Genomic DNA, 21,620 nt, shown 5'->3' with positions numbered 1-21,620 from the left:
GCGTTTGCATCCAACGTATTCCACACTGTCACCGGGGCTGCCCGGTATCCGGGCTGCTCTGCGGTGGTGTCGGCACGAATCATCGGGCTGGGGATGTAGGGCAGGAGCGGCAGCATGCGGGCACGTCGACGGATCAAGCGGGTTGCCGCAGCAGTGGGTGTGGGGTGGGTCGCGAGTATCCTTTCGGTGCCGGTCGCGGCGGCGGAGGAGGTTCCGGATATATCCGGGGCGAGCTCGGTGTGGCAGATCCCGGACCGCGTCGGTCCAGCCCAAAGTACGCATCCCGATGCCGCCCGGTACGCGCGGCAACACCCGGGATCGGTGCCGCCCGGAGTCAACGACTTCACCTGCACCTCCACCGGCGCGGACCCGAGGCCGGTGGTGCTCGTGCACGGCACGGACTCGAACGCGTACTCGGACTGGGCGGCGCTCGGTCCGCGACTGGCGGCATCGGGTCACTGCGTGTTCGCGCTGAACTACGGCGGCGAACCCGGAGGCGAGAGCTACGGAACCGAGGACATCACGGTCAGCGCCGGCCAGCTGGCGCAGTTCGTGGCGCAGGTCCGCGGCGCGACCGGGGCATGTGAAGTCGACATCGTCGGCTACTCGCAGGGCGCGACGGTGGCCCGCTATTACATCAACCGGCTCGGCGGGGCAGCGGCGGTCGAGCAGTGGATCGGCCTCGCCTCACCGACCTATGGGGGCACCATGTTCGGTCTCGTTCCGGTCCTCGAGCAGACCCCCGGCGGCATGGCGTGGGCGGTCGCGGCGCTGCCCCCGGAATTGGTTTCACCCGCGTTGGTGCAGCAGGCTCAGGGCTCACCGCTCCTCGACGACCTCAACGGTGGGGGAGACACCGTCCCGGGAACCCGGTACACGACGATCGGCTCCCGAATCGACGAGGTCATCCAACCGGCGACCAATATCGCGCTGCGCGACCGGTCGGCGACGAACCTGATGATTCAAGACCTCTGCCCGCTCAACCAGTCGGGCCATTTCCGGATGCCCTACGACGAGTACACCCTCCAACTCGTGATGGGCCTGCTCGATCCCGCAACGGCGGTGACACCACCCTGCACCGTGGTCCCAGCGGGCGCCGGGGTACTCGACATGATCCTGACCGAGAACTTCTGATCGAGTCGATACGGAACCCGCTGTGGCGCAACGGGATGGGAGAACATGCGTGTCGTGCGGGTGGGAATGACGGTAGGCGCATCACGCCACACCGAGGGTTTGCGCCGGCTATGGGGCCACCTCGACGAGGTCGAACCGGGCGGGTAATTGCGCCCAGGTTGCACGGCGTCGTCCGTCGTGAGTGCGGTAGCCGCTTCCGGGCTCTGGAACCCAGGTGCGCATCAGATCGTTACGCACCGTGGGGCGGTCGGCGGATTCGCAGGTGTGCACCAGCGCGGCGACCAGCCACCCCCGGGAGGTGGTCGGCGGGTCCATTCCGATGGGTGCTCGCACCAAGAAGGTTCGTAGTCCCGAGTCGTCCTCACGTCGGTCCTGGTCGCGGCCCTAGGTCTGGAGGGGGCCGTTGCTGTTGACGCAACAATGACCGCCGCACTGTGGGTGCCGCGGCAGTAGCCGAGGGACGTGGTTCGTGTCGGAGCTCCGCGGGGCGTGGGTACCCCTGTCGGGAGCCCCACCCAGCGTGTTCCGGCCTTGTGTGCCCCTCACGACACGAAGGCTCCTCCGATTGGCAGAGGCTCCGACTGGTCGCCCACTCACCGATCGCCCCGTACTGTTTCAGGTATCGAATTGTGCAGTAGCGAAACAACGGAAGGTGCCCGATGGGAATGCTCGACAAGGCCTTCAAGAGCGGTGCCGCGATCAAGGCCATCCAGGTCGTCAAACGTGAGGCGTCCAAGCCGGAGAACCAGCGCAAGGCCCGGGAACTGGTCACCAAGCTACGTCAGAAGCGCCGCTCACACTGAGTTGTCAGCCCGGCCGATTCCCGGAGCTGCGCGGAGTGGGTTGAGACGGCGTGTGACTCTTCGCGGACGCCCGTGTCGCTTGCCAGGGTGATGGGACCACCTCGTTGCCACGAGCATGGGACCACCCGAAGGTGTCATCGAGCATCGACCTCGCCTTCTGAACTGTCAACCGCGCCATGCCCCGGACGGGTGCGTTGCCGGTAGGACGGGCCCTCGATGACGAGGGTGTGCGCCGCGGAGGTGAGCCGGTCGATCGCCGACTGCGCGAGCAGGGCATCGGTGGTCATCGACAGCCACTCATCTGGGGACCTATTTGAGGAGACGATCGTCGCCTTGCGGCGATGGCGCTCCACGACCAACTCGTAGAAGTCGTTGGTCTCGGTCGCGTCCAGGGGCCGAAGCGCAAAATCGTCGAGGACCAGGAGATCGACGGTGGCGATGCGCCGCATCTCCGCCTCGACCGAGTTGTCGAGCCGGGCGGCGCGCAGACGGGCGAACAGCTTGTCGGCGCGGGCGCAGAGCACCGTCATCCGCCGCCGGATCGCCACGTGCCCGAGGGCGGTCGCCAGGTGCGTTTTTCCGACCCCGACCGGTCCCAGAACAAGGACCGAGTGGCCGGCCTCGGCGAACCGCAGCGACACCAGATCCGAGAGCAGGGATCGGTCGTAGCGGAGGTCGTCGAGGGCGTTCCAGGTGTCGATTCGCATCGACTGATCCAGACCGGCCTTTGCCGACCGCAAAGTCGCCGAGCGTGATTCCCGCCGGGACACCTCATCGGCGAGGAGCAGTTCCAGGAACGCGACGTGGCTGAGTTGGTGCTGGCGGGCCAGCGCCAGTCGCTCGGGCAGGGTGTCCTTGAGGGCGCCGAGCTTGAGGGCCTTGAGAAGGGCGATCAGGTCGGCGCCGATCGGATCGACCGGCCCCGTGGGGGCGGGTGGGGTGGTCATCGTGTCTCCTTCGTGTCGGTGTTGCCCCCGGCGATCACCGTCAGATGCCCGGTCCTCTCGGTGGCGACGCCGGTCCCGGCAGTGGCGACGGTGGTCCCAGATGTGGCGGGGCCGGTCCTGTCGGTGGCGAACTCGGCGGGGTCGCGGGTGAAACGGGACGGTGCCGCCGATCCGGCGGCTGGCAGCAGCGGCGTGGTGGTCTCGGTGGCGCGTTCGAGCATCGAGGCGATCTTGCTCACCGACACCACGTCCAGATCCAGCGCCGTGCTGCACGCAGCTTCGACCGGGTCGGGCCCGTAGCGGCGGACCAGCCCGAGCAGCCGGTAGACCGCCCGCATCCGGATCCAGGGCAACGGATCGTCGAGCAGTCTTTCGGCGTAGATCCCGACGGCGCGGCCGTGCCCGGCGCAGGCGCCGATCAGCCGGTCCAGATCGCGCATCGCATACCCGATCTTCTCGGTGGGCAGATCCTCCGGGTCGGTGCTGCGCCCACCGGCGGGCTGGCGCGGGTGCACCTTCACCAGGTTTCCGCGGGCGTAGAACTTCACCAGCGCACTGTCCGCCCGCACCTCGAGCACACTGCCGATCCACTGTCCCGGTATCGAATACAGCGCCTTGGCGACCTCGGCATGAAAGTCGCGGTGCACCTTGACCTGTTTGAAGATCGGCACGTCGTAAACCGGCGGGACGGGCAGCAGCATCGGTGCCTCGTCCTCGTCGAACACCTCGAGCGGGCGGGCGGCGGTAGTGCCGTGGGTCCGCATCCCCGCGGTGTCGCGGCACCATGCCTCGGCACGCTGTTGCGCCTCCGCTAGATCTGCAAATTCCTCACCGGCCCAGTAGTTTCCGCGCACATACTGAACGGCCCTTTCGACCCTGGGTTTGTCCTTCGGTGATCGGATCCGGGCCGGGTCCGTCACGAACCCGGTGTGCTGGGAGTAGTCCAGCCAACCCTGCGACAGCCGCGGGTTGACCGCGTCCGCGTCGGTCACAACCGGTCTCAGGTTGTCGGGGATGAGGACCTTGAACACACCGCCGAAGAAGGTCCACGCCGCTTCGCAGCCAGCGATCACCGCCGCCAGGGTCTGCGAGTACGTCAGCCACACGAACATGTGCCGCGAGTACACGGCGGTGAAGATCAGTGCGTGCACCTTGCGGCGCCGCCCGGTGTCCGGGTCGGTCAGGTATCCCAGGTAGCCGAAGTCGATCTGGCATTCGCTGCCGGGATCGCCGTCGACGATGCGGACGGTGGTGTCCTTGCGGCCGAAACCGCAGCGCTCGGTGGCGAATCGGTGCAACGTCCGATACGGCACCACACAGCCCTGACGGGCCAGCAGTGTTTCGATCTTGGTGATCGTCAGGGGTGGATGCGGCCCGTCGCCCGCGACCCACGCCCGAATCTGGTCCTCGAACCCCAGCAGCTGGTCCCAGGCGGCGCCGTGTCCGCTCGGGCGGGCCGGGCGCACCGCCTCGATCACCGCGCCGATCAGCCCATCGTCGAGGGCGTCGACACAGTCGCCGCGCTGCAGCCCCGCTGCCTGGGCGGCCTCGATGTATCGGCGGGCCGTTTTGCGGTCCACCCCGCAGTGCGCCGCAATCGTGCGCAATCCCGGCGGCCGGGACCCGGGCACCCCGAGCCAGATCCGGAGCACTTCCTTGACTTCGTTCACATTGACCTCCCGAAACGCCATGCCCGTCCGCCTTCGTGACCGGGGATACCGACACGACGATCAAACGAGCGATCCGACGGGACTTCGGCGCGACGCGCCGGGTGGTCCCATGACTGGCAATCCGAGTGGTCCCATGAGGGTGGCAGAAATCAGGTCAAGACGGTCCCATGCTCATGGCAGGCGACAGCCCGAGTCGTCGATCGACTCCGTCGTGCAGGTGGTAGGACTCTTCGGAGTCGATCCGATGGGCGGCGTTCAAATCGTTTCGCGCGAGAGCAGGGGCAGCGTCACTCGACCCGGCGTCCGCCGCAGCGGGGAGCTGGTCGCACCGTGCAGGCGAGTTCGAAATGGTGAACTGGGGGGCTTGAGGGCGTGAGACTGTCTTCTCGCGACGGTGACGAGCGCCAGATATGGGGCACTACCCAGGTAGCTCGACAGCCACAGAGCGCGGTCACGCAGTCGCCGGTGTCCGCGCTACCGGAGGCGCCGAAAGGCTATCGGAAGGGGTATCGGAGGATTGAGCCGCTGTCGCTTTTGTCTGCGCGGCGGGGGGAGTAACCCGGCTACTCAACTCCCGTCGGGGCCGGCTTCGACGATGCGCGTGGCGATCTGGGACAGGGGTGTATTCGAGTCCTGGGACAGTTTGATGAGCATCTCGAATGCCTGATCAGCCGGGACGCGGAAGCGTTCCATGAGCATGCCCTTGGCCTGCCCGATGATGTCCCTGTTCGCGAGTGCGGAGCGGAGCTGAAGATCGGTGCGTGCCGCGACGATGGCGATGGCGGCGTGTGCGGCCAACACTTCCCCGACCGCCACCGACTCGTCATCGAACGCGTTCGGTTTGAACGCGAACAGGTTCAGGGCGCCGGCAACGTCGGTGTGGGTGTAGAGCTGGAACGAGAGCATGCTGCGTACACCGGCATCGAGGGCGGCCTTGGTGAAACGGGGCCAGCGTGTTTCGAATTCGAGGTCATTGCTGCACACGAGGAATGCGTCGACGGCGGCATCGAGGCAGGGGCCCTGTCCGAGCTGTACCTGCACGGTATCGAGTTGGGGAGGTAGGTCCGAGGTGGGGGCGAGTGATTCGAACTTTTTGCGACCGGAAATCATCAGGACATCGGCGCAGTCGGTGCCCGGGATCACTGACACGGTCGCCGCGGTGACACGTCGGAGGATGCCATCGAGGTCGCCGGGAGTTGACAGTGAGCGGGCGAGGTCGGCCATCACCGTGCCGAGGTCGCCATTAACGGAATCGGCCATGTCGTCGGCACCACCTCTCAGAATCGTCATTTTGTGGCATTGACGACGCTACGGAGTCGCCGACCTCCTATGACGCTACGCCTGCGAGGTGACCGAACCGGGGCCACTGACCACCGGAGCGAGTCGGCTGTGACGGAACTTGCCGACCCGACCCCCCCGGTCACAAGCCGACCCGACCCTCCGGTCACAAGGGGTCAGGCGGACGGCGGGCCTGGCTGTCGCGGCGGTTTGCGGCCCGAGATGACACGGCAGCACCATCGGATACCTGTAACCGATTGGGTTACTCCTCAGTCGAAACAGCTCTGCCAGTTGGCCGCGTAGGCCCCGCCTCGGCGGCCGTGTAGGACCGGCAGCTGCCCATCAGGTTGCTCGAAGACGAAACCAGATCCGGTAGACCGGTCCTCATCAGATTGTGAGCTGGTCGATCTCGTGCGGCCGGGCGTTGGCCGGCGCACTATCCCACACGGTGCTGGGAATCCTTGCGGCCGCCGATGCTGTGGATCGCGAACGGACCGTTCGGTCAGCTCGCCGCTTGGGTGGGTTCCATACTGGGTGGATGCGGGAAGAGCTGGATGTGCGGGTGGATCGGGCGGTGGATCAGATTTTCGGGTCCGGGGTACCGCATCGGGTGGGGAGCTTTCGGTTCTACCTCGACGGTGAGCGGTGGGAGTGGTCCGATGCGGTGGCGCACATGCACGGCTATCGGCCGGGGGAGGTGACTCCGACGACGGCGTTGGTGCTCTCACACAAGCATCCCGAGGACGAACCACGCGTTGCCGCCGTGCTCGAGAAGATGATCAGCGAGAAGGAGCCGTTCGGCAGCGAGCACCGGATCATCGATACCGGGGGCCGGCTCCATCAGGTGATCGTCGTCGGTGATCGGATGCTCGACGCCGGCGGGAAGATGATCGGAACATCCGGCTTCTACATCGATGTCACCGACTCCCACGACACCGAGGTTCAGGCATCGGTCGACGAGATCGTCGACGAACTCGAAAAATCGCGGGCGGTCATCGAACAAGCCAAGGGGGTGTTGATGGTCGCCTACGGCATTTCGGCCGAGCGTGCATTCGATGTCCTGACCTGGCGGTCGCAGCAGACGAATATCAAGGTACGCACGATCGCCGCGCATCTCGTCCGCGACCTCGCCGCGGACGCGGAAACCCCGGTCGCGTTCCGCCGTCGCGTCGAGCGTGTCCTGTTTACTGTGCACGAACGGATTCCGGGTCGGTGAGGGGGCGGCCTGCGGGCTGGGTCCTCAACCCGCAGTGCCTGGAACGGTCCGTCACCGGTAACGGACTTGCTCCTCGGTCACGGGTGCCCGCACCACACGGATCTCAACCTGCGAGGTTTTCGATGCCACACCATGGTGAAAGACGTGGCGGCTGAGTGGTTCGCGAAGATTCCGGTGGCGCGAGGTGGTAGGAATGCAGCGGTGGATAGGACGCCGTTGATCAATGACTACATCGACGTATGGGGGCGGCGTCCGTCGTGGGACAGCGGCCGTGCGGCGCCTGCCCTGTGGACTCCGGCGGCGTGTGCCGTCTTCTGACGCTTTCTCCGTCTTGTCGTGTGGTTCAGCGCCGCACATCGCGGGTAATTGCCGGATCATGGACACACGATGCGCAACTGTGTGACCGACTCCGGACGGCGGCGAGGGCGTCGGTGACCATCCGCGCCGCCCCGCGGGGCGATCCGCAGGCGCCGCGGCGCAGGCGTTGGCCGACGATCACCGGAGCCTGCCCCTCGTAGGTGGCGGTGGCGATCAGGGCGTTCAACCCACGGACCCCGGTATACCCCGTACCCGGAACCCTGCTTACCGTGCCCGTGCACCGGCACGATCGTATCGTCGAGGTCGACGACCACCCGAGCTTCGGGAGCGCCGGCCAGCGGTGTCCGTTCGGCCAGGCCACGCAGGAATCGGGTGGCGACCGCGTCGAGTTGGCGGACATGCCCGAAGGTGAACGACCGCAGGAACGAGCCCAGCGTCGACGGCGCGTACGGGCGGTCGAACACCGTGGCCATGGCGCCGTGCCGCAGCAGTGCCATGTCGTCGATGCTGTCGGCGCCGGCGACCATGCCCGCGACCAGTGCGGTCACCTTCCGCCCCGCATTGGCGCCCTTGTCGGTCGGCACCGACACGTACTCGTCCGCCAGGTCAGCGAGCCGGTTTTCCTGGGCCAACCCCAGCACCGGAATCAGGCCGGCCGAGGCGAGGAGGTTGCGGTCATCGAACACCGCCGCCCGTACCGGGCGGGTATGAGATAGTTGGTCGGGTAGCCCCGACGCCTTACGGCGCCGAGGCCCCCTCAGAACCGGACGTGCGACTTTCACCGCATCCGGCTCAAGCAAGCCCCAAGGGCGTCTGGCCCCTGATTCCGCTGGCCCCACTGCCCTGTCGCTCGAGATGTCGGCAGTGGGCATGCGTGAGGCGTGTGGCCCGATCGCCGCCATGGGCGTTACCCAAGACGAGGGCAGTAGCGCGTAGCGCTCTCGTCATGGCCTTGATCCACTGTTCCCACTCTTGTGGGCTTTGTGGAGCGTGGTCGGCGTGCAGAAGGAATGTCCCGCACACGGGGCAGAGCCCGCGCTGCTGGAGCAGCAGCGAGGCTGTGAGACCACCGAGTTGCGCGTATGCCTTTCGTCGCCGACGTGCCCAATACTGGTCCAGGGCAGGATCGTCAGGTGACGCGGTGCCCATGACCATGTTGTGGCGGACGATCTTCGTCCAGGCGAACTGGCGTAGGTACTTCCCGCTGTCGCGGTCGCCGAACACCCATCGGTCTGTTCTGGATGGGTTGAACGTGCCGAAGTACCGATCCACGACCCAGTTCCTCGACTTTCTCGGGTGGGCGCGCAGCGCCCACCCGTAGAGGTGTTGCCACAGATAGTGATCCACTGCGGAGAACACCTCTTTGGAGACCACGCTCCGGTAGTAGCCAGCCCAACCCCGGATGATCGGGGTCAGTCGGCGGATCACCGCTTCGGAGTTGGTTCCCCGTAGGGAACGCACTTCATCGGCGAGCCGATGCCGGATGCGCTTCACTGCCGCTGCGCTGGGTCTGATGAGCAGTTTGCCGTCGTATCGACGGACGTTGAACCCTAGGAAGTCGAATCCTGCGTCGACGTGGACAATTCGTGTCTTGTCTTCGTTGAATTCGAGGCCCCGTGGCGCCAACCACTCACCCAAGCGGTGCCGGGCCTGTTCGGCTTGGCCCTTGGTGTGACACATGATGACGAAGTCGTCGGCGTATCTCACCAGCACCGGAGCTCCTCTTGCCACGTGCGCCCCATGGGGGTCGCGACGTGTGTAGTGAACTCCAGCGGCTTCCTCCATCCCATGCAGCGCAATGTTGAGCAGCATCGGGCTGATCACCCCACCTTGAGGGGTCCCCTCGTCGGTGGAGGTGAACCGGCCCTGCTCGATCACTCCAGCAGCCAGCCATCCGGCGACAAGCCCCCGTGCGGGGAAGGTTCCCAGATGTGCCAGCAGCCGCTCATGATCGATGCGGTCGAACGCTGCCGACAGGTCCGCGTCGAGCACCCACTGGCGCTTGGACCTGCGTCCTTTGAGCGTCCAGTAGATCGCCTCGATCGCGTCGTGACAGCCACGCCCGGGCCGGAACCCATACGAGCGTGGTTCGAACCGCGCTTCCCACTCCGGCTCCAACGCATTCGCGACCCGAGCTTGTTGCACCCGATCACGAAGCACGGGAATCCCTAGTGGACGCTGCTTTCCATTCGCCTTCGGAATGTAGACACGCTTGACCGGTCGGGCCTGCCACAGCGCAGTATGCCGGTGCAGATCCACCGCCAACTCAGCCCTGGCAGAGGAAGTCAATACGACTTCTCCATCGATGCCCGCGGTCCTGCGTCCAGCGTTGCGCTGCGTCACCCGCCGCACACTGTGGAGCGTGTTCGACTGGCTTCGCAGCATCAGTTTCTGCAAGTTGCGGACCCGTTTGAGATCCCCTTCTTGCGACGCCTTGAAAATCCTCCGCCGCAGCCGCCGTACGTCCTGCTCCACTGAGCGCCACGAGATCGCATCCCAGTTCGTCATGACGTCTTGTGGTCCGTTCACCGAAGTGGTGTCCAACTTGTCCGCAAGTTCTGGCGTTGTCATCGTCGTCTCTTTCAAAGGCTCACCTGGCCCACGTCAGCACCCTCCACGGGTTCGAGTGTTCACTCGTATCCGGCCAGTTATCCGAACCCCGCCGTCGGAGGAGACGACATCAAGTCGGGTCGGTTTCCTGTCGCCTTTCGGCCACCGGCATTAGCTTCTTGGGCCATCCTGTTCCCGCCCAGGCGTTCAACCTTCCTCACGGTCGGCCCACCGGACCACCAGTCCGGACCAGAGCGGGGTTTCCACGTTCCACATGCGCAAGACCCGGCCGGGGTGGGTGCCGCCTCGATCCCGGGGCGACGGTGTTCATACGACCGGTCAGATACCCCCGGTCGCCGTCTGCCGCTTCTCAACGGCGAGCCCTTACCCCGGCCCAAGCTTCCATCTATCCGAGGCTCATCTTGACGAGACGTTTCGGCGGTTCACTCACGTTCACCCGTCCGGCCTTCCCCTCACCTGCCGCCCCGGGATGGATCCAGGACCGCTTCGGCTTCTACCCCTGAGCTGAGGCTGCACCCTTGGAGTGGACACCCCTGACAATGGTTCCAGTGGAGAGCCAGGAGGGATGTCGAGGTGGGACGCCAGTCTCTGTACCCGGAGGAATTCCGGAAAGATGCGGTCGCGCTGTACCGCGCGGCCGACGGTAAACGCACGTACGCGGCGGTGGCCGCGGACCTGGGCATCAGTGGCGAGACGCTGCGGACGTGGGTCCGTAAGGACACCGCCCGCGAGGGACGCCCGGAGGTCCGCGGCACCGCTGGTGGGGAGACCGAGTCGGACGAGCTCGCGCGGCTGCGGGCAGAGAACGCCCGGCTGCGGGGTGCGGAGAAGGAATGGCAGCTCGAACGTGAGATTCTGCGCCGGGCAGCCGCGTATTTCGCATCAAGGAGGTGAAGTGAAGACCCGCCGCTGGGACTTCATCTTCGCTCAGCGTGCCGAGTTCTTCCGTGCTGCGGCTGTGCCGGATGCTCGGGACCTCCCGTTCCGGCTACTACAAGCACATAGCCACCGAGGATGCTCGTGCCGAGCACGCGGCGGAGGAAGCCGCGACCGTCGCCGAGATCCGCGCGATCCATGCCGAGCACCGCAGCGCCTACGGCGCCCCGCGGGTGCATGCTGAACTACGGTCCCGCGGAAGCAGGATCAACCGCAAACGGGTGACCGAAGCTGATGCGGATCCACCACGTGGTGGGCAGGCACCTGCGCCGCAGCAAGCGCACGACGATAGCGGACAAGTCGGCTCCGTCGGTGCCGGATCTGGTGATGCGGGACTTCGCTGCCACAGCGATGAATACGAAGTGGTGTGGGGACGTCACCTACATTCCGGTGGGATCCTCGTGGTTGTTTTTGGCCACGGTGATCGACATCTGCTCACGCCGGGTGGTGGGCTGGTCGATCGCTGACCATATGCGAACCGAACTCGTCACGGACGCGATCGAGATGGCGGTGCGCACCCGTGGTGGTGACGTCGGTGGCGTTATCTTCCACAGCGACCGCGGATCGCAGTATACCGCAGCAGCTTTCGTCGATGTATGCCGCCGTCATGGGATCCAGCAAAGTCGAGGACGGGTCGGGTCAAGTTACGATAATGCTCTCGCCGAGTCGTTCTTCCAAGGGCTCAAGAGGGAGTGGCTGCACGGACGGAGTTGGACGTCGAAGTCGCAGGCACGGCTGGACCTGTTCGAGTGGCTCTCGTACTTCAATCGGCGTCGCCGTCACTCCGCCCTCGGATACCTCACCCCAGTGGAGTTCGAACAACGACTCATCGCGTCGTCTACGCTGTCAGTCGCCGCATGAAATCCGGTGTCCACTCCCAAGGGGCAACCTCAGAGCTTCGCACCCCGCCGTTACCAGCGACGCACGTCAAGGTGGGGACGGGCCATCGAACACAAACCCGGGCTACGTCATCGACAACACCGCCGACCTCCAATCAACGCGCCACTTGACGCATGCGACCTCGTGTCGCACCACCCTAGAGATGCCCTTCGTTTAGGGGAGGATCGGACCTTAGACAAGCCCAATCTTTCCAAAACGTAAGGGCATCTCGCCGTTACGACCCACCCACCACCTCAAACCATCGGTGGATTCAGGCTTAGGTGCGCACATGCCGTGGCGGTGTCACCGTCAAATAGCGCCAAACGCCCGCTGGCGAACAGGACCAGGGTCTTCATCTCGGAGCCCGGTACATGGTTGGCCAGAGCGAGAACTTCTTCGACCAGTTCGGTTCCCGCGACGACTTCACCCGGCAGTGCTGCGAGGACACGGTCGGCATAGAGGGCCCTGATTCGTATGATTGTCGGCTGCGCCGACTGGTGCGCGAGTAGTCGGTCGAGCCATCGGCGGCCCTCGCTGAGGGCGCCGTGAATACTCCAGAAGAGGTGCATTGCCGTCGCGATGCGCAACCCCGTCTCGACCAATCGGTTTTCGGTGGAGATCAGGCAATGCTCGAGTGCCTCCCGGATGTTGGGCTGTTCGCGATCGAGACGAGCAATCGCGTCTAATTGCCCCGGACCGGATCCATTCCGATTCCACCGCGCGACATACCTGGTCGTACCAGTTGCTGTGTCGAGATCGTAGTGCAAGATACTCGCCGCTCTGGCGGGCCTTCTCGCGGCCATATTCGCGGATGGTTTCGAGCATCCGGAACCGCACGACAGTTCCGCGGATCCGCAGGTGTGGACATGCGCGCAGCAATTCTTCGGCCAGTCCGGCGACAGCTTCGAGCAGGTGCCCGCAATTGTCGAGAACCAGCAGCACCTGTCGGGGCGCGAGATGCTCGACGAGTGAATCCTTGATGGATCGAGGTGCGCGTTCACGCACGCTAAGCGGGGCGGCCACCACCTCGGTGAGAAGGACCGCGTCCCGCGGATCACCCAGCTCGACCAACCACACACCGTCACGGAAAGATGCGGCCGTGGTCGCGGCCGCACGAAGCGCCAGACGGGTCTTGCCGACCCCACCGATCCCCGTCAGCGTCACCAGCCGAGACGACCGCAGCAGTTTTACCGTCTCCGCCAACTCGGTCCGGCGGCCGATGAAGCTGGTCAATTCGGGGGGGCAGATTCCTCTGGCATCTTGTGGGCCGAATCAACATCGCGTCCTCGTCCGGAACGCGACCGCACGAGTGCACCCGGCGTGCTTCGTCGCCCTGCACGGCCATGTCATCGACAGCAGAACCGTGTCGGCGCTGCACGGTGCGCAGGTCCTCGCTCAGTTCCGCGGCCGTCAGTTGGCGGTTTTCTGGACCCGAGGCCATGGCCTGTTCGATGACCGCGGCCACATCCCCGGCCACACCGTTCTCACGCAGGTCCGGGACGGGTCCGGTCGTAATCCGCAGGAACTGCGCCACTAACTGGTTGACCCTGGCGGCGTTCGAACGCGCGGCAGTGTCCGGTGATCGCGCAGAACTAAGGTCGCACCCAAACTGTAGATGTCCGATGCCGGGCTCGGAGAACGTCCGGAGAGCACTTCTGGAGCCGTAAACGCAGGTGAACCAGTGACCACCCCTGTGGCGGTCTCGAAACCCCCAGCGATGTGGGCGATACCCGAAGTCCGTCAACCGCGGTTCTCCGTAGTCGTCGAACAAGATGTTCGCAGGATTCACATCACGGTGCACGATACCGAGCCGATGTGCGGTTTCAAGTGCCCCGGCGAGTTCGGTGCCGAGACGAAGTGCGTCTTCGAGCGGTAACGGACCGACTCGGCGGATGTGCTCGTCCAATGACCCGTGCCGGTGGTACTCCATCACAACGAACAATCGATCGTGCTCGGTGACTCCGACCTGCAGGGCTCCGACGATGTCGGGGTGCCCGGTGAGCCGGGCCATCGCCCTGCCCTCCTGAAGAAGGCGTTGACGGTTCTGTTCATCGAAGTCGGGGCGTTCCCCCGAGGTGTGGACACCAGTTCCTATGCGGCGGTGGCCAGCGTAGCCGATCGCTGCTCGAACTCGACCGGACAGATCTGACCGAGGGTGGAGTGCCTCCTTCTGGTGTTGTAGCGCGTGATCCAGCGGAAGACAGCGGCACGCGCCTCGCCCGCGCTGTTCCAGCGCTTCCGACCCTGCAGCGTCTCTCGCTTCAACGTCGCGTTCAGCGACTCGGCCGCCGCGTTGTCCGCCGCCGTCCCGACCGCACCCCGCGATCTGGTCACCCCCAGCTCGCAGCAGAGGTCGGCGAATTCCGCTGATGCATACTGGGCGGGCTCAACCGGTCGATGCAACACCTCGATCACGGAGGTGTGCGATGGGATACAGCAACAAGCAGATGTCTGGCCCGCCGGTGGGTGCCAGGCGGCAGTGGGCGGCGGACAGGGCATTGCGACCTCCGATGCGTTCACCGGGCCGGCCGGAGCCCTCTCGTGCGGTGCAGCGGGACTTCTGGCGGCGGATCGCATCGGGAGTGACGACGGTCGAGGCCGCGGAGGCCGTCGGCGTGTCATGGCCGGTCGGGTGCCGTTGGTTCCGTCACGCTGGCGGCATGCCACCGATCAGCCTGGACGAGCCCACGGGCCGCTACCTGTCGTTCGCCGAGCGTGAGGAGATCGCGCTGTTGCGCGCCCAGGATGTTGGCGTGCGCGAGATCGCCCGCAGGATCGGACGCGCCCCGGGGACGATCTCACGCGAACTGCGCCGCAACGCGGCGACCCGGGGCGGCAAGCTGGTCTACCGGGCACTGGTGGCGCAGTGGAAAGCGCAACAGGCCGCGAAGCGGCCGAAGACGGCGAAGCTCGTGGGCAACGACAGGTTGCGTAAGTACGTGCAGGAGCGGCTCTCCGGCAGCGTCCGCCGACCCGACGGCACGATCGTCCGTGGGCCGCAGACGCCCGCGTGGAAGGGGCTCAACAAGCCGCATCGACAGGACAGGCGATGGGCGACGGCGTGGAGCCCGGAACAGATCTCGCACCGGCTCAGGATCGACTTCCCCGATGATGAGTCCATGCGCATCAGCCACGAGGCGATCTACCAATCGTTGTTCATCGAGGGCCGTGGCGCGCTCAAACGGGAGCTGGTCGCGTGCCTGCGCACCGGGCGGGCGCTGCGGGTTCCCCGAGCGCGGTCGCAGAACAAGCCGCAAGGGCATGTCACCGAGGACGTCGTGATCAGCGAACGCCCCGCCGAAGCCGCCGATCGCGCCGTCCCGGGGCCCTGGGAAGGCGACTTGATCATCGGGACCGGCCGGTCCGCGATTGGCACGCTCGTCGAGCGCAGCAGCCGATCCACGATCCTCCTGCACCTGCCTCGGCTGGACGGCTGGGGCGACAAGCCACCCGTGAAGAACGGTCCTTCCCTCGGCGGCTATGGCGCCGTCGCGATGAACGCCGCGCTGACGACATCGATGACCACGCTCCCCGAGCAGCTCCGCAAGACCCTCACCTGGGACCGCGGGAAGGAACTCTCCGGTCATACCCAGTTCGCTCTCGATACCGGCACGAGAGTGTTCTTCGCCGACCCGCACTCGCCCTGGCAACGACCGACGAACGAGAACACGAACGGCCTTTTGCGCCAGTACTTCCCGAAGGGCACCGATCTGGCCAGGTGGTCCGCCGAGGACCTCCAAGCCGTCGCCGTGGCGATCAACAACCGGCCCCGCAAGATCCACGACTGGCGAACCCCGGCCGAGGTCTTCGCCGAGCAGCTACGCTCACTGCAACAGACAGGTGTTGCGACGACCGATTGAATCCGCCCAAGTTGCCGTACTCGGTGTGCAGGTAGTCGGCATACAACCGCACCAACTCCGCCGCGACCGGGACCGTCCGCGCATGAACCGACTTTGCGCGGGCCCGGTTTGCGTTGTCGCGGCGTCGTACCGTGATCGCACGGTCGGAGGCGGCAATATCGCTGTGCCGCAACCCCAAGGCCTTCCCGATTCGCATCCCGCTGTCATACAACACCGCCAGCAGGAACCGATCCCGCAGACGTTCGCACGCATCCAGCAACGCCTGCACCTCGTCCGGAGCGAGGATCCGCGGGATCTTCTTCGCCGCTTTCATACCCACTGCACGCCGCGGCCGCAGCTCGTGCTTGCTGACGTGATGGAGGAACGGTTTCCATCCACCCCGCGACCCGCCGGCCTCCCATGTCGTCAGTAGACCTGCGACATCGACGCCGGCGCGTGCAGCGTGGACATAGAACGCCGCCAACGCCGACAGCTTCCGGTTCACCGTCGCTTCGCTGCAGTGGTGCTCCACCGAAGGCAGCACGCTGACCAAGCCCGAGCGTGCTGCCGTCGGCAGCCGCAGCCACGCAACGAACGCTCCGACGTCCTCGAGACCTACCTTCGTCCAGTCCAGGCCGCCCCTGGACAGGAACTCGAACCAATCCTTCAGGTCATGCGCATACGCCTTGACCGTGTTCGGTGACCGCTCGATATCGGTCAGATAGGCCAGATACCGATCCACTGGTACCACCGGCGCATCATCATCTCCGAGAACGGTCCACGACTCACGCGACGAGACCGGTGAAACCACCCGTGTGACAAGCACTCCAACTCCCCAGGTTCTGCTTCATGGACCGCTGAAGATAACCACGTCCAGCACGCAAGAACCGACCATCACAGACACCGTGGAAGACATCGAAGACGAAGCCCGCATCACTAGAGATAACCATTGAGAGCGTCAACGCCCGAATTCGCAGGGCCGTGAAGGCCCGCGGCCACTTCCCGACGGAGGCCGCGGCCCTGAAGTGTGTGTACCTGGCCATCATGAGCCTCGACCCCAAAGGCACCGCCCGCCAGCGCTGGTCCAACCGCTGGAAGGCGGCACTGAACGCCTTCGAGATCACCTTCGACGGACGCCTGTCCGCCGGACGGAAGTAGCTAGAAATCAACCAGTTACACCGTTATCTGGACAGACCCCCGTTCAGTTAGCAACTAAGTATGGTGCATATTGGTAACTGGGTGGGTTGTGGATGGTGTTGGTGGTGTCCGCGTTTGGCTGCCCATTTGAGGACTTCGCGTTTGACGACCCGGGGGTTGGCGCGGTGTCGGCGTACAGGGTTGATGCGGCGCAGGAGTTTGGCGATGCCCTGTTCCACAATCGGGTGGCGGCGTGGTGGTTATGAGGGGGAAAAAGAGGCTCTCTTGCTCTGAATGTGGGTGGCCCTGCATGTGGTAAGGCAGGTGGTGTGGGGGTGGGCGCACGGGCCGCCCGTAGGGTCGAAAGTTCCTACACAACCGGCCCAAAGGAGCTTGCCCGTGCGCGCCTCAACCCTACTCAACAGGCCGCTGTGCCTACCGAGGGCCACCGTCCGCGACGTCGAGATCCTCGACGAGCGGGTGGTGGTGAGGGTGCGTCCCCAACGCCGCCGGATGCGGTGCCCGTACTGCTCCTTCACGACCGTGCACCGCTACGACACCCGGGACGTCGACTCGTCGTGGCGGCATCTTGACCTGGGCGGACGGGTGTGTGTGCTCACCCTGCGGCGTCGGCGGTTGCGGTGCCCCGAGCACGGTGTACACGCCGAGGCGGTCGACTTCGCCCGCCCCGGCTCCGGGTTCACGACCGACTTCGAGGACCTCGCGGTGTGGCTGGCCACCAGGACCGACAAGTCCACGGTGTCGGTGTTCTGCCGGGTCACCTGGCGCACCGTCGGGGCCATGTGTTCACGGGTGGTCGCCGACAAACTTGCCCCGGACCGGTTCACGAATCTGGTCGACATCGGGGTGGACGAGATTTCGTGGCGCCGGCACCACAAGTACCTCACCCTCGTCTCCGACCACGAGTCCGGCAAGATCGTCTGGGGCACCGAGGGCAAGAACGCCGCCGCGCTCGGCACCTTCTTCACCGACACCCTGCCCGAGGGCGCGGCGCAGCGGATCGAGGCGGTGTCGATGGACCTCGGACCGGCCTACGTCAAGGCGGTACGCGAGCACGCCCGCAGGCGACGATCTGTTTCGACCCGTTCCACGTCGTCAAACTCGCGACCGACGCCCTCGACGACGTGCGCCGCCAGGCGTGGCAGCTCGCCCGCACCCTGTCGGACAAGCAGATCGCGAAGACGTACCGGGGCGCCCGGTGGGCGCTGCTCAAGAATCCCGAAAACCTCACCGATAAACAGGCTTCGACGCTCGAGGCACTCAAACGCGACGGCGGCGCACTGGGACGGGCCTACGAACTCAAGGAAGCCCTGCGCGCGGTCTTCGCGGGCGATCTCGGCGACGAGGAGACGATCGCGATGCTCGGCCGTTGGTGTTCGTGGGCGCAGCGTTGCCGCATACCGCAGTTCGTCAAGGTGGGCAAAACCATCCGGAAGCACCTCGACGGCATCCTCGCGGCCATCGCCCGCAGACTTGCAAACGGACGCCATGAGGGCCTGAACAACAAGGTCCGGCTGATAATCCGCCGGGCCTACGGATTCCACACCGCCGAGAACGCCCTCGCGCTGATCCTGCTCGCCTGCGGACCCGTCACCCTCACCCTCCCATATCACACGGCAACCCATCCACATTCATGACAGGAGAGCCGAAAAAGAGCTGTGGGACAGGGATCGTCGGGTGATCCGCAGGGCGGCGATGAAGGAGATCCGGTCGGGGTCGTGACTGCCGGCGGTTGCGGCGTCGCGCATCAGGGTGCGGATGGCGTAGTGGCAGCACAGGTGCCCCCAGATTTCCTGCTCGACCAGCGGTGGGGATTTCGACCGCAGCACGGCGCGTGGTCCGCGCTGGTGGGTCTTGAGTTCGTCGAAGGTGTTCTCGATTTCCCAGCGCTGGGCGTAGGCCAGCGCCAACTCTTCTGCAGGTGCGTCGGCGGGGTCGAGGATCGTGGTCAGCAGCCGATACTGCTCGGGGTTCCCCCGCCCGTCGTCGAGGGTGTAGTCGATTACGCGCACCGTGCGCGGTGTTCGCTGCTGCCGATTCTTTCCGGAGGTGGGGATGATCTGTGCCAGCCAGGATCCGTCGTCGAGGGTCTCGAGGTGTCGAGGTGAGAGGGTCGATTTGACCCTCCACAGCAGGTCGGCGCCGGTGGCTGCGGCTCGGGTCCACATGTCGAATCCGTAGAGGCCGCGGTCGGCGAGCAGCAGCATCCCGGGTTCGAGGGTGTCCATCAGCTCGTGGGCGAGCTCCCGCTCGGAGGTGCGGCACGGTCCGATCCCGGCGTCGAATACCGCGTGTGTGTGCCGCATTCGGCGAGGGCCACCAACCGTGCCTGCGGGAACGCGGACTTCTCGCCGCGGCTCGATGCGGGCCGCCCGAAATGCTCGGCGTTGGCCGGGGTGTCGGGCAGGTCGAGGCAGGTCCCGTCGAGGGCCACCAACCGGCGCCCGGCGAGCCAGGATCCGGGTGTATCCGTGTCGGCGAGAGGTCGGGCGACACGGCGGAACAACTCCCGCACCGGTTCGTATCCCAGACGTGAACGAGCCTGGAAGATCGCCGATTTCGTCGGCGGCGACCAGGACTGGGACCATCCCGACGCCCACGACAAACCGTCGGTGAGCTGATCGAAGACCTCCTCGTAGGAGCCTTGTGAATTCAATGCCATCCCGATCGAGAAATACGCCGTCACGCGAGCGGTCAACGACCTACTGCGCTGCTCGGTCCGCCCGCATTCCGCGATCACCTCATCGACCAGGGACGCGGGAAATACCCTGGTCAACAACCCCACCGACACCACATCCGACAACCGCCGATCCGAGACCGGCTTCACCCATCCACTCCGAGGCACACCTCATCGTATCGCAAACACCACTAACTGAACGGTATTGGGGCTAAGAAGGGCTACGTCACCAATCTTCCTGTGAGCATGATGAATCCGCATGAGGTAATCGATAAGTATCACGATTTGTGGAAGGTCGAGCAGTCGTTTCGGATGTCGAAGACCGACCTGCGGGCCCGGCCATCTTCAGCCACACCCGGGATTCGATCTAGGGCATGTCTCCCAATAGTTTGAGCCATTCGACGATGCCGGCGAGAAGGAATCCAGCCCGGTAAGTCAGCGCAAGCTTGTCATACCGGGTTGCCACCGCTCGCCACTGTTTTGCCTTGTTGAAGGCCCTTTCCACCACGTTGCGGCCCTTGTACGACTCGGCATCGAAGTTCGGTGGCCGACCGCCCGCGCTGCCCTTGTTCTTGCGGTTGGCCACCTGATCGGACTTCTCGGGAATGACCGCCTTGATGCCCTTGCTGCGTAGCAGTTCTCGATTGGCCTTGGATGTGTACGCCTTGTCGGCACGGACCTCGTCCGGGCGCGTGCGGGGTGCGCCGCCACCGATGCGCGGCACGCAGATGCCCTCCAGGAGCGGGCCGAACATCGGGCTGTCGCCTGCCTGGCCAGGACCCACCAGCACCGACAAGGGACGTCCGTCGCCATCGCACGCCAGGTGGACTTTGCAGGTCAGCCCGCCGCGGGACCGGCCGATGCCGTGATCGACCGGTTCGTCAAGCAGATTCGTGTAATTCGGTAGATCCCCTGTGTCACGCGCGGCGTTGGCGCCGTGCTGGTGCACCCGCACCACGGTGGAATCCACCGACACCGCCCAATCCAGATCGCCACCGGCATCGGCCATCGCCGCCAGGGCTATGAGTACCCGATCCCACGTTCCATCCCCGGCGTAGCGTCGGTGCCGTTTCCACACCGTCTTCCAGGGGCCGAAATGCGCAGGTAGATCCCGCCACGGGAGCCCGGTACGCAGCCGGTAGAGCATCCCCTCCACCACGAGCCGGCTGTTCTGGAACTTCCGCCCCCGCAGCCCATCCGAACTGGGCAACAGCAGCGCAAGCAACTCCCACTGCTTGTCCGTCAACACCTCAAACCGATTAACAACGTCTGCCACAGCGAAGAGTCTGCAGCACAACACCCCAAATCATTGGGAGACACGCCCTAGTGCTTAGAGCGTGTCTCATGTGGATGAAGTGACTTGTGGTGCATTATGTGACTCGTGGTAGATGAGTTGTCTCTGCGGTTGGTGCCGGATGCGTTGTGGGAGATCGTCGAACCGTTGATTCCGCGCTTCGTCTCTCGCCCGCAGGGAGGTGGCAGCGCCCCGGTGGATGACCGGGCGGTGTTCACCGCGATCGTGTACGTGCTGACCAGTGGATGTGCGTGGCGCCATCTTCCGCCGTCGTTCGGGGTCACCGTTCCCACCGCGCACCGCCGGTTCACTACGTGGGTGGCGGCGGGGGTTTTCGAGAGACTGCATGGTGAGGTGCTCGACCGACTCGGTGGGGCCGGCGAACTGGACTGGTCGGCAGCGATCCTGGATGCGGCGAGCGTCCGGGCGAAAAGGGGGGCTCGCTGACCGGGCCGAGCCCGGTCGATCGGGGCAAGAAGGGCTCAAAGATTCACGTCCTATCCGACTCGAACGGGATCCCGCTGGTGGTCGATGTTGCCGGAGCGAACACCCACGACAGCACCCTGCTGCAACCGATGGTCAGCGCGATTCCGGCGGTGAAATCCAGGCGTGGTCCGCGCCGCCGCAAACCCGGCAAACTGCGGGCCGACAAGGGCTATGACTACGACAAGCACCGTCGGTGGCTGCGCCAGCAGGACATCGTTCCGCGCATCGCCCGACGTGGCATCGATAAGAATGACCGGCTCGGCAGGTATCGGTGGAAGGTCGAACGCACTATCGCCTGGTTCACCGGTTACCGACGCCTGACCATCCGCTACGAACGCCACGGGGAGCACTTCGCCGGATTCCTCCACCTCGCCGCCGCACTCACCTGCTTCAAGAAACTCTCCATATGAGACA

At 65.3% G+C, this 21,620-nt stretch carries 17 protein-coding genes and 7 pseudogenes; 10 read left to right on the top strand and 14 right to left on the bottom strand.

What is annotated here, in order from left to right; genetic code table 11:
* Positions 1–114 precede the first annotated feature (114 nt).
* A complete protein-coding gene (locus tag HYG77_RS37315; RefSeq protein ID WP_054246176.1) occupies positions 115–1,134 on the top strand; it encodes an alpha/beta fold hydrolase in 1,020 nt (339 codons plus the stop codon).
* 108 nt (positions 1,135–1,242) lie between these two features.
* On the opposite strand, the gene HYG77_RS37310 is transcribed toward HYG77_RS37315, so the two are convergent.
* A complete protein-coding gene (locus HYG77_RS37310; RefSeq protein ID WP_236603683.1) occupies positions 1,243–1,467 on the bottom strand; it encodes a hypothetical protein in 225 nt (74 codons plus the stop codon).
* A 326-nt stretch (positions 1,468–1,793) separates the two neighbouring features.
* On the opposite strand from HYG77_RS37310, the gene HYG77_RS37305 reads away from it, so the two are divergent.
* A complete protein-coding gene (locus tag HYG77_RS37305; protein WP_164709515.1) occupies positions 1,794–1,937 on the top strand; it encodes a hypothetical protein in 144 nt (47 codons plus the stop codon).
* Positions 1,938–2,071: 134 nt separating this feature from the next.
* Here HYG77_RS37305 and zapE read toward each other — a convergent pair whose 3' ends face one another.
* From zapE to HYG77_RS37290, 3 genes are all read right to left on the bottom strand, one after another.
* Positions 2,072–2,884: an AFG1/ZapE family ATPase gene (gene zapE / locus HYG77_RS37300; protein ID WP_054246178.1), complete on the bottom strand. Its 813-nt coding sequence runs from the start codon at positions 2,882–2,884 to the stop codon at positions 2,072–2,074.
* Positions 2,881–4,575: an IS21 family transposase gene (gene istA, locus HYG77_RS37295; RefSeq protein ID WP_082359731.1), complete on the bottom strand. Its 1,695-nt coding sequence runs from the start codon at positions 4,573–4,575 to the stop codon at positions 2,881–2,883. Before istA ends, zapE begins: the two co-directional genes overlap by 4 nt.
* A gap of 546 nt (positions 4,576–5,121) precedes the next feature.
* Positions 5,122–5,814, bottom strand: coding sequence for a GAF and ANTAR domain-containing protein (locus HYG77_RS37290; protein WP_054248224.1), 693 nt, complete (start codon positions 5,812–5,814; stop codon positions 5,122–5,124).
* Positions 5,815–6,370: 556 nt separating this feature from the next.
* Between HYG77_RS37290 and HYG77_RS37285 the strand changes: the two genes are divergently transcribed.
* The gene (locus tag HYG77_RS37285; RefSeq protein ID WP_082359860.1) at positions 6,371–7,048 is read left to right on the top strand and encodes a PAS and ANTAR domain-containing protein; all 678 of its coding nucleotides are present in this window, start codon (positions 6,371–6,373) and stop codon (positions 7,046–7,048) included.
* A 418-nt stretch (positions 7,049–7,466) separates the two neighbouring features.
* Here the strand turns inward: HYG77_RS37285 and HYG77_RS37280 are convergent.
* Together HYG77_RS37280 and ltrA are read right to left on the bottom strand one after the other, a co-directional pair.
* A pseudogene (locus HYG77_RS37280) lies at positions 7,467–8,052 on the bottom strand (IS1380 family transposase); the annotation flags it as partial.
* A gap of 106 nt (positions 8,053–8,158) precedes the next feature.
* A complete protein-coding gene (gene ltrA / locus HYG77_RS37275; protein WP_054248216.1) occupies positions 8,159–9,937 on the bottom strand; it encodes a group II intron reverse transcriptase/maturase in 1,779 nt (592 codons plus the stop codon).
* Between the two features lie 573 nt (positions 9,938–10,510).
* Here ltrA and HYG77_RS37270 point away from each other — a divergent pair.
* A pseudogene (locus HYG77_RS37270) lies at positions 10,511–11,734 on the top strand (IS3 family transposase).
* 272 nt (positions 11,735–12,006) lie between these two features.
* On the opposite strand, the gene HYG77_RS37265 reads toward HYG77_RS37270, so the two are convergent.
* Positions 12,007–12,354: a hypothetical protein gene (locus tag HYG77_RS37265; RefSeq protein ID WP_054248219.1), complete on the bottom strand. Its 348-nt coding sequence runs from the start codon at positions 12,352–12,354 to the stop codon at positions 12,007–12,009.
* Between the two features lie 497 nt (positions 12,355–12,851).
* Here HYG77_RS37265 and HYG77_RS40860 point away from each other — a divergent pair, with 497 nt between their 5' ends.
* Entirely contained in the window at positions 12,852–13,289 is a 438-nt protein-coding gene (locus HYG77_RS40860; RefSeq protein WP_280123347.1) for a hypothetical protein, read from the top strand.
* Between the two features lie 249 nt (positions 13,290–13,538).
* Here the strand turns inward: HYG77_RS40860 and HYG77_RS40855 are convergent.
* Positions 13,539–13,763, bottom strand: a pseudogene (locus HYG77_RS40855) (protein kinase); the annotation flags it as partial.
* Between HYG77_RS40855 and HYG77_RS40850 the strand changes: the two are divergent.
* On the top strand, positions 13,665–13,901 hold the full coding sequence (locus tag HYG77_RS40850) for a hypothetical protein (RefSeq protein WP_054248221.1): 237 nt from the start codon (positions 13,665–13,667) through the stop codon (positions 13,899–13,901). The pseudogene HYG77_RS40855 and the gene HYG77_RS40850 overlap by 99 nt on opposite strands.
* Here HYG77_RS40850 and HYG77_RS37255 read toward each other — a convergent pair.
* Positions 13,844–14,134: pseudogene (locus HYG77_RS37255) on the bottom strand (integrase core domain-containing protein); the annotation flags it as partial. The gene HYG77_RS40850 and the pseudogene HYG77_RS37255 sit on opposite strands and share 58 nt — an antisense overlap.
* 128 nt (positions 14,135–14,262) lie before the next feature.
* Between HYG77_RS37255 and HYG77_RS37250 the strand changes: the two are divergent.
* The gene (locus tag HYG77_RS37250; protein ID WP_236603727.1) at positions 14,263–15,612 is read left to right on the top strand and encodes an IS30 family transposase; all 1,350 of its coding nucleotides are present in this window, start codon (positions 14,263–14,265) and stop codon (positions 15,610–15,612) included.
* 7 nt (positions 15,613–15,619) lie between these two features.
* On the opposite strand, the pseudogene HYG77_RS37245 reads toward HYG77_RS37250, so the two are convergent.
* Positions 15,620–16,417: pseudogene (locus tag HYG77_RS37245) on the bottom strand (site-specific integrase); the annotation flags it as partial.
* 122 nt (positions 16,418–16,539) lie between these two features.
* Between HYG77_RS37245 and HYG77_RS37240 the strand changes: the two are divergent.
* Positions 16,540–16,749: pseudogene (locus tag HYG77_RS37240) on the top strand (transposase); the annotation flags it as partial.
* A gap of 414 nt (positions 16,750–17,163) precedes the next feature.
* Here HYG77_RS37240 and HYG77_RS40420 read toward each other — a convergent pair.
* Both HYG77_RS40420 and HYG77_RS40415 read right to left on the bottom strand, forming a co-directional pair.
* Entirely contained in the window at positions 17,164–17,391 is a 228-nt protein-coding gene (locus HYG77_RS40420) for a hypothetical protein (RefSeq protein ID WP_244461584.1), read from the bottom strand.
* A gap of 144 nt (positions 17,392–17,535) precedes the next feature.
* On the bottom strand, positions 17,536–17,805 hold the full coding sequence (locus HYG77_RS40415) for a hypothetical protein (RefSeq protein ID WP_244461588.1): 270 nt from the start codon (positions 17,803–17,805) through the stop codon (positions 17,536–17,538).
* A 14-nt stretch (positions 17,806–17,819) separates the two neighbouring features.
* Between HYG77_RS40415 and HYG77_RS37230 the strand changes: the two genes are divergently transcribed.
* A complete protein-coding gene (locus HYG77_RS37230) occupies positions 17,820–18,386 on the top strand; it encodes a transposase (RefSeq protein WP_244461587.1) in 567 nt (188 codons plus the stop codon).
* Here the strand turns inward: HYG77_RS37230 and HYG77_RS37225 are convergent.
* Both HYG77_RS37225 and HYG77_RS37220 read right to left on the bottom strand, forming a co-directional pair.
* Positions 18,381–19,594: pseudogene (locus tag HYG77_RS37225) on the bottom strand (IS4 family transposase). The gene HYG77_RS37230 and the pseudogene HYG77_RS37225 sit on opposite strands and share 6 nt — an antisense overlap.
* 199 nt (positions 19,595–19,793) lie before the next feature.
* Positions 19,794–20,702 carry an IS5 family transposase gene (locus HYG77_RS37220; RefSeq protein ID WP_208964459.1) on the bottom strand — a complete coding sequence of 303 codons (909 nt, stop codon included), beginning with the start codon at positions 20,700–20,702 and terminating at the stop codon, positions 19,794–19,796.
* 105 nt (positions 20,703–20,807) lie between these two features.
* On the opposite strand from HYG77_RS37220, the gene HYG77_RS37215 reads away from it, so the two are divergent.
* Positions 20,808–21,616, top strand: a protein-coding gene (locus HYG77_RS37215) for an IS5 family transposase (RefSeq protein ID WP_201453711.1) whose coding sequence is annotated in 2 segments (ribosomal slippage) — positions 20,808–21,150 and positions 21,150–21,616 — 810 coding nt in all. Because the reading frame shifts where the segments join, the coding sequence is not laid out codon by codon here.
* The last annotated feature ends 4 nt before the right edge of the window (positions 21,617–21,620 follow it).

It is taken from the genome of Rhodococcus sp. ZPP (assembly GCF_017656075.1).
GTDB lineage: Bacteria > Actinomycetota > Actinomycetes > Mycobacteriales > Mycobacteriaceae > Rhodococcus_F > Rhodococcus_F oxybenzonivorans.
Note: the sequence above shows the minus strand (reverse complement) of the source record. Positions and strands in the feature narration are given on the sequence as shown.